At 66.6% G+C, this 7060-nt stretch carries 9 protein-coding genes; 3 read left to right on the top strand and 6 right to left on the bottom strand.

All coding sequences use genetic code 11. The features are described from left to right. Positions 1–251 precede the first annotated feature (251 nt). Positions 252–1544 carry a hypothetical protein gene (locus tag Q0066_RS13120; RefSeq protein ID WP_298133591.1) on the top strand — a complete coding sequence of 431 codons (1293 nt, stop codon included), beginning with the start codon at positions 252–254 and terminating at the stop codon, positions 1542–1544. A gap of 173 nt (positions 1545–1717) precedes the next feature. On the opposite strand, the gene Q0066_RS13115 is transcribed toward Q0066_RS13120, so the two are convergent. Continuing rightward, positions 1718–2524 (bottom strand): cob(I)yrinic acid a,c-diamide adenosyltransferase, encoded by an 807-nt coding sequence (locus tag Q0066_RS13115; protein WP_298133589.1) that lies wholly within the window; start codon positions 2522–2524, stop codon positions 1718–1720. A 175-nt stretch (positions 2525–2699) separates the two neighbouring features. Here Q0066_RS13115 and Q0066_RS13110 point away from each other — a divergent pair, with 175 nt between their 5' ends. Then, entirely contained in the window at positions 2700–3416 is a 717-nt protein-coding gene (locus Q0066_RS13110; protein ID WP_298133587.1) for a peptidylprolyl isomerase, read from the top strand. Positions 3417–3497: 81 nt separating this feature from the next. On the opposite strand, the gene Q0066_RS13105 is transcribed toward Q0066_RS13110, so the two are convergent. Beyond that, complete coding sequence (locus tag Q0066_RS13105; RefSeq protein WP_298133585.1) at positions 3498–4283, bottom strand: alpha/beta fold hydrolase; 786 nt, start codon at positions 4281–4283, stop codon at positions 3498–3500. Next, positions 4283–4558, bottom strand: coding sequence for a hypothetical protein (locus Q0066_RS13100; protein WP_298133583.1), 276 nt, complete (start codon positions 4556–4558; stop codon positions 4283–4285). The genes Q0066_RS13105 and Q0066_RS13100 overlap by 1 nt, the downstream gene beginning before the upstream one ends. Positions 4559–4642: 84 nt before the next feature. Here Q0066_RS13100 and nucS point away from each other — a divergent pair, with 84 nt between their 5' ends. After that, complete coding sequence (gene nucS, locus Q0066_RS13095; RefSeq protein WP_298133581.1) at positions 4643–5353, top strand: endonuclease NucS; 711 nt, start codon at positions 4643–4645, stop codon at positions 5351–5353. Here the strand turns inward: nucS and Q0066_RS17575 are convergent. The 3 genes from Q0066_RS17575 to Q0066_RS13085 form a co-directional block, all read right to left on the bottom strand. After that, entirely contained in the window at positions 5247–5660 is a 414-nt protein-coding gene (locus tag Q0066_RS17575) for a HipA N-terminal domain-containing protein (RefSeq protein ID WP_366521524.1), read from the bottom strand. The genes nucS and Q0066_RS17575 overlap by 107 nt on opposite strands. Further along, on the bottom strand, positions 5650–5997 hold the full coding sequence (locus tag Q0066_RS13090; protein WP_298133579.1) for a helix-turn-helix domain-containing protein: 348 nt from the start codon (positions 5995–5997) through the stop codon (positions 5650–5652). Before Q0066_RS13090 ends, Q0066_RS17575 begins: the two co-directional genes overlap by 11 nt. A 131-nt stretch (positions 5998–6128) precedes the next feature. After that, a partial coding sequence (locus tag Q0066_RS13085) for a D-alanyl-D-alanine carboxypeptidase family protein (RefSeq protein WP_298133578.1) occupies positions 6129–7060 on the bottom strand: 932 nt, incomplete at its 5' end.

The following is a 7060-nucleotide window of genomic DNA, read 5'->3' as shown; positions in this document are numbered from 1 at the left end:
CCGCCCTGCTCAGCTGGCTGGAGGCTGCTCCACCGGGGCAGGGGCATCAGCGGCGCCGGGTTTCCTGACCAGCGGTTCACCCGGCGGATGCCCGCGAGGATTGGCAGCTCAAGGTTCGCGATTGACAGAGCCGCTTACGACGACCGTAGACTGTCAACGGCGACGACGACGTTGGCGACGAGAGGATCATTGTGAAACGGCGTACAGTCATTGGATGGTGCGTGGTCGCTGCGTGTGCGATGGTGTTCGCGATGGGCGGAGGCGCGGCAGTCGCTGGGCCCGTTGATCCCGATGACCGCGACGAGCAGAACGAGATCGACAGGACCCAGGACGTATTAAGTATGTTCACCCCGGAACAGCGGGATCGCATTGAGATCGTGGCTCCACTGTCGGATAAGATCCTCGAACTTGCAGGGTCCACGGACGACTGGCATCCAGGCCAAGAGCGGGCGGTCGACGGCTACCTTTTAACGGTGCTGGGCGATCGCACCCTTGACATATTCTGGAAAGGGGAGTTGCCGCCCGAGGTTCGGGATGTGATCGCGCAGCACCCCTCGGTGAAGGTCGTAGTTCACGATGTCCCCTACGACGAGGATGAATACCTCAGTGCACAGAAGTTGGTTGTGGACAGACTCATTGCTGATCCCCCCGCGGGCGCGAGATACGATGCCGTTCTCCATGCTGAGAACCGCGCGTCACTGAATTTCGTCTTGGTCGGGACGATGTCCGATAGCGACCTTGCTGACATCGAAGAGCGCATCGCATCGTGGATTAGCATCCCCTTCACAGTCGAGATTGTGGAGGAGCCTACGACGGTTGCGCTGCTGGGTCGACAAGATGATCAGTCGCCTTGGAGGGGTGGCGCACAGATCCAGATCATCGACAACGGCGGGTGGTGCACGACCGGTTTTCCAGTCACGATGAACTCGACTGGCAACAAGTACGTCACCACTGCGAGACACTGCATCACCACATCGACCGGGACCTATATCGGATCGAGCGGGGATGTTGAAGACGCTGCTGGTGATGATCTGGGGATCTGGAAGAACTCGTCGGCATGGAATCGCGCCGCGTACGACGTGACCTTGATCAAGCCCGATAGCGGAACTATTGGCGCCTCCGTGTACAACGGCGGTATCAATTCAACCACGACCGTGTCCCTCTCCGGAGCCAAGAGCAGTCCCGACCCAGGTGGATTTGTTTGGGGTTCGGGCGCGAACTCCGGTGCAAACACGCTCGAGGTCGTATCAAAGAACACCGGCTACACCGTTAGCGGGACGGCTATTACTGGGGGGCATGTCCTCGCCAAGCGAACGTCTTCAACCGACACCGCTGGCGCGCAGGGAGACAGCGGTGGCTCAGTAATGAGGGTGGTCAGCGGGAAGAATTACGGGGTTGGATCGTTGAGTGCCATTCCAGCCGCGTACTTGGTGACATGTCCAACCCTGGCTCACAATGACGGTTCAGCGAAGTGCGCATCAAGAGTCTACTACACGAGTCTCACCGGTGTTTTGAGTAGCTTCGATGCGGAGGTTGGCAACTGATCGGCCCGCCGTGCGTGCATCGTCAAGATTTTTCGGTTCTTACACGAACGGTGGTCTCAGTTGCATCGGCGGCTAGCGCCTTCCCTCGTCGTCGACGGTGCCACGATCAGCACCGTCGAGTGCGCACCCAAAGATAGTGGCTGTTTCTGATTGATCAGGTGAAGACCTGCAATTCAGTTCGCAGCGTACGGGCCCGCCTTGACACGACCATGCGTTGTACTCGGTTCGGTGATCAATCGTCGGCGCTGACGAACACCGCTCGGGTCGGACGGAGTGCGGTCGGCTCCCGGCACCCACAGTACGTCCCCGGCCTCCTGTCCGACCACGCGGGCCAGGATGAACAACAGATCGGAGAGACGGTTCAGATAGGTGATTGCCAGCGGGTTCACTCCGCCCGCCGTTGTCGCGGGTTCCCCCTCCGCACGATCCCTCAACTTGGATTCCTCGCTTCCCTCGTCAACACGTCGCGCGGGGTTGCGGTTCCCAGTTCCTCCTGCGTCCGTCGCGAAGGGTCGTTCCGCCGGTTCCGTCCCGTACTGCTCGGCGGCCCGCCAGGCCTCCCGCTCGGCCCGGCGCACCACGGAGCGGGCCTGGTGCAGCAGGGCGGCGGTGAAGCTGCCACCGGGCAGGATGAACGACCGCAGCGCCGGCAGCGGGTCGCCGAAGGCGTCGCACCAGCCCTCCAGCCGGTCGATCGACGCCTGGACGATGCGCAGCGGCTCGTAGGGCGGGTCGGCCACCAGCGGGAAGGAGAGATCCGCCCCGGCGTCGAAGAGCTCGTTCTGGATGTGCCGCAGCACGGCCCGGACGTCCTCGGGCAGATCGGGCTGGGTCACCACCATGCCCAGGATCGAGTTGGCCTCGTCCACCGCGCCGTAGGCCTCCACCCGCAGATCGGTCTTGGCGGTCTCCGACATATCCGAGAGCCGGGTCATCCCCGCGTCGCCGGTGCGGGTGTAGATCCTGGTGAGGTTGACCATGGTTTCAATCTAGCTGTCCCCGCGGCCTCCTTCGTCATCCCTGACCCGTCCTTCGTCGTCTTACTCCCTTCTTTTGTCATCCCCGGCTCCCTTCCTTCGTCATCCCCGCGAAGGCGGGGATCTCGCAGCACCGGCCGCGCTGCGCGCGCTTGAACGCTTCTGGCAGGGTGGTGCCGTGAAGAAGCTTCTGTTCCTGCCCGCTGCTCTCCTGGTTCTCGCGGGCTGCACCTCCCCGGTCGCCGCGACCACCACCGCTCCCTACGAAAGCGGTGCGCCGTCCACAGACGCGGCCCCGAGCCAGTCGGTCGCGCCGCCGGCCACCGGGACGGTCGCCTGCAGCTATACCGAGACCGGCGATGCCAGCAAGCCGGTCTCGACGCCCGCCGGGTCCGAGGTTCCGGCGACCGGCACGGTCGACTACGTGATGACCCTCAACGGGTCTCCGATCACCCTCACCCTCGACCGTGAGCTGGCGCCCTGCACGGTGAACTCGTTCACCTCGCTGGCCGACCAGGGCTACTTCGACGGCACGGTCTGCCACCGGGTCACCGACGCCGGCATTTTCGTGCTGCAGTGCGGCGACCCGAGCGGCACCGGCAGGGGCGGCCCGGGGTACACCATCCCCGACGAGTTCGAGAAGATCCCTGGCTACCCCGCCGGTGTGCTGGCAATGGCGAACACCGGAGCACCGAACTCCGGCGGCTCGCAGTTCTTCATCGTCTACGCCGACACACCGCTGCCCCCGCAATACACCGTCTTCGGCACCATGGACGACGCGGGCGTCGCTCAGGTCGCGGAGATCGCGGCCGGCGGCAATGACGGCTCCTTCGGCAACGCCGGCGGCGGTGTGCCGAATCTGCCCGCTGAGATATCGAGCATCGCCGCGGCGTAGCGAGATCCCCGCCTGCGCGGGGATGACAGAAAGGGAGCCCAACTCCGTCATTCCCGCGAAGGCGGGAATCTCCCACGTTAGTTAGTGATCCTGGGCGAAATCGAGCAGCGAGTCGATCACGGCCTGCGGCTGGTCGGCCTGCACCCAGTGGCCGGCGTCCGCGATCGTCCGCAACTCGACGGCGGGGAAGAGGGCGCGCATCGCGGGCTCGTACTCCGGCCGGACGTAGTCGGAACGCTCGCCGCGCAACCACAGCACCGGGCCGGGGTAGCTGACCGGCCCGGGATCGGGCCAGCCGGCGATGGCCGGCAGGTTGGCGCTGAGCAGCCGCAGGTTGGGCTGCCAGTGCCAGCGCGGACGGGCGCGCAGGTTCTGCAGCAGGAACTGCCGGACGCCGGGTTCGGCGATCCGCTCGGCCATGACGGCCTCCGCGTCGCCACGACCTTTGATCTTGTCGAGTTCGACGGCCGCCATCGCGGCGACCAACCGCGGGAAGCCGTCCACCCCGGCGGAGTGGGCGGGGGAGATGTCGATGGCGACCAGCCCCGCCACCAGTTCTGGACGCCGCAGCGCCACCAGCATGGCGGTCTTGCCGCCCATGGAATGGCCGACCAGGATCACCCGGGCCGCCGACCCGAGCCGGTGGACGAGCTCGTCCGCGACCGCGTCCGCCATCGCCTCGTAGCCGAACTCCTCGGTCCAGTCGCTGGCCCCGTGGTTGGGCAGGTCGACCAGGACGCTGGCATGGCCCTGCTCGGCCAGCGCGCCGGCGATGCCCGACCAATTGCGGCCGCGTCCGAAGAGGCCGTGCAGGAAGACGAAGCGGGGACGGCCGGTGCCGACCAGGGTGGTGTGCAGCCCGCTCATCAACGCCTCCGCTGCCAGCAGGAGGTGTGCCAGTGCCGCCGGTCCGCGACCGCGGAGACCGAGCCGATGCTCGCGTCCCGTGGCCAGGCCACCAGCTGTGCGGCGCCGACCGGGATCTCACGGCTGCAGCCGGGGCAGAGGTAGGCCTTGGTGGCGCTGCCGCCCGGCATGGTCTGCACCATCCACTGGCCGTCGGTCTTGGTTACCAGTTGGGCGAAACCGCCCTGGCTGAGGGGCCGGGCCGGGCGCAGGTGCTTGGAGGGACGTTTGGCCATGGGTCAAGGGTACGGGGCGCGGCCCTTCGTCGCCTCGACAGGCTCGGCGTAAACCAAGCTCAGGGATCGGGTATGTTGTGCGGCGTGCGTCTGCTGATTGCCCGTTGCCAGGTCGACTATGCCGGAAGGCTGTCGGCGCATCTGCCGATGGGAACCCGGCTGATCATGGTGAAGTCGGACGGTTCGGTCTCGATCCACGCCGACGACCGCGCCTACAAGCCGCTGAACTGGATGAGCGCCCCCTGCACGATCACCGTCAACGAGCCGCCGGCGGATCTCGAGGCGGTGACCGCCGACCAGGAGCCGGGCCTCACCGAGGTCTGGGAGGTGCGCAACACCACCGGTGACACCCTGCAGATCGCGATCGCCGAGGTGCTGCACGACAGCAGCCACGAGCTGGGCGTCGACCCCGGCCTGCAGAAGGACGGCGTGGAGGCCCACCTGCAGGCCCTGCTGGCCGAGAACCCCGCCACCTTCGGCGACGGCTGGACGCTGGTGCAGCGCGAGTACCAGACCCCGATTGGTCCGGTGGACCTGCTCTACCGAGACGCCCTGGGCGCCTACGTCGCCGTCGAGGTGAAGCGCCGCGGCGAGATCGACGGCGTCGAGCAGTTGGCCCGCTATCTGGAACTCATGAACGCCGACCCCCTGATGAGCCCGGTGCGCGGAGTCTTCGCCGCCCAGCTGATCAAACCCCAGGCCAAGGTACTGGCCGGCACCCGCGGCATCGACTGCCTGCTGGTCGACTACGACGCCCTCCGCGGGCTCGACAACGCGGACGACCGGCTTTTCTGAGCCGAACTGCGTTAAAAGCGGTATCGGCCCGCAGGCCGGAGCGACCGGTCAGCCGCGCCAGGATGACATGTTGACCCCACGCATCCGGAAGACCGTCGCGCAGGGCGCCGTGCAAGGTCATCCCGGCTGGTGGGGAAAGGACCTCCTCGCTCAGCGGCATCCCGAACAGTCCGACCGCGTCCTCGTGGCCCAGATAGCTCCGGCCGTACTGGAAGAGGTGAATGTCGCCCTCTCGCCGGACCCGCCCACACACCACTGGCTCGGTGACGGCCGGAAGCCAGGCCCAGATGAACTGCTCAGAAGTCATTGGAAGGTGCCGCCTTCGGCATCACGCGATTGGGCATCAGGCGGACGGCCTCCTGCTGTGCCCTGGTCAGGCGGGCAAGCTCATCCCGTCCGGGTACGAACAGCGGGATGCCCAACGCGGCGCACACGTTGAGCACATGGCCGAAGGCCACCGTGGGTTTGCCCTGCTCGATCGCAGCAATGGTGTGCCGGGAGCATCCCGCGTGGGCACCCAGCTCGGCGGCCGTCCACCGTCGGTTCAGCCGTGCGATCCGGACGTTGGCACCCATCAGCGTGGCAGCATCCCGGGCGTACGGCACCAGGTCGATCGCCTCACGTCCCATAGCGGCCTCACTCATAGTTTTAGCACATGGTGCTATGTGCTAAAACTATTATACCGGCTCTGCCGAGAGCGATTGCCAAGGCCATCTCGGCGACCGTTCGATAGGATCCGGGATCGTGAACCGGCAGTTGCTCAAGAAGCGCTGATTCAGCGAATGATCAGGTACTGCTCCAGGGTGAGACCCGAGGCTTTCACCTTGGTGGCGTGGTCGACGCCGAGGTAGCGCAGGTGCCAGGGCTCGTGGGGGATGCCGGTGTACTTCTGCTTGCCGCTGGGGTAGCGGATGATGAAGCCGAAGCGGGCGGCGTTGGCGCGCACCCAGCGTCCGGCGGCCGAGGAGCCGAAGGCGTAGCCGCGGATCTCCCGTCCGTTCTTCACCGCGGCCAGATCCACGGCCAGGCCGGTCTGGTGCTCGCTGGCACCCGCGGGTGCGGCGAGCTTGTTCCCGGGGTAGATCGCCTGCTGAGTCGCGTAGGAGCGGTAGGCGGAGCGGACGGTGAGGGTGTGACCGGCCCGGCGGGCCGCTTCGAAGAGGGCCTGCAGTGAGTGGCCGGTCTCCGGTTCGAGTTGCACCGAGGCGACGCCGCTGCGTCGCAGGCCGACCGAGATCAGCTTCGGGTGGTAGGCGGAGCTGATCCGGTGCCACTTGGAGACCACCACGATCCCGCAGACCACGAAGGGCTGGCTCTTGGATTCGCGGGTGTCCGCTGCCCCTTGGCAGCCCTCGGGAAGCGGGATTCGGATCGCCTTGGCGGCGACCGTCCGGGTGGTGTAGCCGGCCAGGCGTCCGGTCACCTTCACGGTGACCTTCAGCCCCTCGTCGTCCGGTGCGAGGGTGTAGTCGGCGGCGGTCGCCCCGGAGATCGTGGTGCCGGCCCGCGACCACTGGTAGGAGAACTCCACGCCGTCGGTCCCGGCTCCGGGGTCGACGGTGAGCGTCTCACCGGCCTGCTGGACGCCGGTCACGGCCGGCTTGCCGGTCTTGAGCGTGCCCGCGGCGACCTTCTTGGTGCGCTTGGACGCGGCGGAGAGCCGGGGCCGGTAGCCCTCCCGCTGGGCCTGTGCCCGGACGGTGATCC

The organism is Micropruina sp. (assembly GCF_027492755.1).
Lineage (GTDB): Bacteria > Actinomycetota > Actinomycetes > Propionibacteriales > Propionibacteriaceae > Micropruina.
The sequence above is the reverse complement of the archived record's forward strand: the minus strand, read 5'-3'. Positions and strand labels throughout refer to the sequence as shown.

Bases quoted from the DNA above. Each gene is read 5' to 3' on its own strand.
- Q0066_RS13120 (WP_298133591.1), top strand. From the start codon at position 252: ATGGGCGGAGGCGCGGCAGTCGCTGGGCCCGTTGATCCCGATGACCGC.
- Q0066_RS13115 (WP_298133589.1), bottom strand. From the start codon at position 2,524: ATGGTCAACCTCACCAGGATCTACACCCGCACCGGCGACGCGGGGATG.
- Q0066_RS13105 (WP_298133585.1), bottom strand. From the start codon at position 4,283: ATGAGCGGGCTGCACACCACCCTGGTCGGCACCGGCCGTCCCCGCTTC.
- Q0066_RS13100 (WP_298133583.1), bottom strand. From the start codon at position 4,558: ATGGCCAAACGTCCCTCCAAGCACCTGCGCCCGGCCCGGCCCCTCAGC.
- Q0066_RS17575 (WP_366521524.1), bottom strand. From the start codon at position 5,660: ATGACTTCTGAGCAGTTCATCTGGGCCTGGCTTCCGGCCGTCACCGAG.
- Q0066_RS13090 (WP_298133579.1), bottom strand. From the start codon at position 5,997: ATGAGTGAGGCCGCTATGGGACGTGAGGCGATCGACCTGGTGCCGTAC.